The sequence below is a fragment of the Gordonibacter pamelaeae 7-10-1-b genome, assembly GCF_000210055.1.
Classification (GTDB): Bacteria; Actinomycetota; Coriobacteriia; order Coriobacteriales; family Eggerthellaceae; genus Gordonibacter; species Gordonibacter pamelaeae.
The window spans coordinates 2,529,471-2,530,377 of the sequence record NC_021021.1 but is presented as its reverse complement, the minus strand read 5'-3'; the positions used below and the strand labels follow the sequence as shown (position 1 = coordinate 2,530,377).

Genomic DNA, 907 nt, shown 5'->3' with positions numbered 1-907 from the left:
GCTGGGGCCGCTCGGCCGCCGCATCGACGAGTCGTCGCCCATGGTGAACGCGCGCCTGCCGCAGGGCCACCGGGTGCACGTGGTCATCCCGCCGCTGGCGCTGGACGGGCCCGTGCTCACCATCAGGAAGTTCGCGCGGCGCGTGATGACCCTCGCTGACATGCAGGCGCTCGGGTCGTTCGACGGGGCCATGCGCCAGTTCCTGACTTGGGCGGTGCGGGCGCGCAAGAGCGTGGCCGTGTCGGGCGGCACGGGATCGGGGAAGACCACGCTGCTGAACGCGCTGTCGTGCGCCATCCCGCACGAGGAGCGCATCATCACGATAGAGGACTCGGCCGAGCTGCGGTTTCTGGAGCATCCGCACGTGGTGCGCCTGGAAGCGCGCCCGCGCAACGCGGAGGGACTCGGCGAGGTGACGATCCGCGACCTGGTGACGAACGCGCTGCGCATGCGGCCCGACCGCATCGTGGTGGGCGAGTGCCGCGGCGCGGAGGCGCTGGACATGCTGCAGGCCATGAACACGGGGCACGACGGCTCGCTCACCACGCTGCACGCGAACTCGCCGGAGGAATCGGTAGCGCGCCTGATGACCATGGTGCGCTACGGGGCGGACCTGCCTGTGGACGTGATCGAGGCGAACATCGCCAGCGCCATCGACCTGGTGGTGCAGACGGCGCGCGCCTTGGACGGCTCGCGGCGCATCGCGGAGGTGGTGGCGCTGTCCTACGATCGCGAGCGGCGGCGCTGTGTCGTGGAGCCCCTGTTCAAGTGCGGGGAAACGGAGGCGTGCGGGACATGGGCGGGCGCGCCGGCATGGGTTGCCGACCTGCCGTCGCGCGGGTGCGCCGGGCGGGAGGAGGTGGATGCATGGATGCGCGCATGCTGCTCGGCGGCCTGAGCGTCGGGC

General features: G+C 71.8%; 1 protein-coding gene. It reads left to right on the top strand.

Annotated features, from left to right (window positions below):
* Positions 1-898: CpaF family protein (locus GPA_RS11790; protein ID WP_041239557.1), on the top strand; the 898-nt coding region annotated here is incomplete at its 5' end.
* Positions 899-907: the final 9 nt, after the last annotated feature.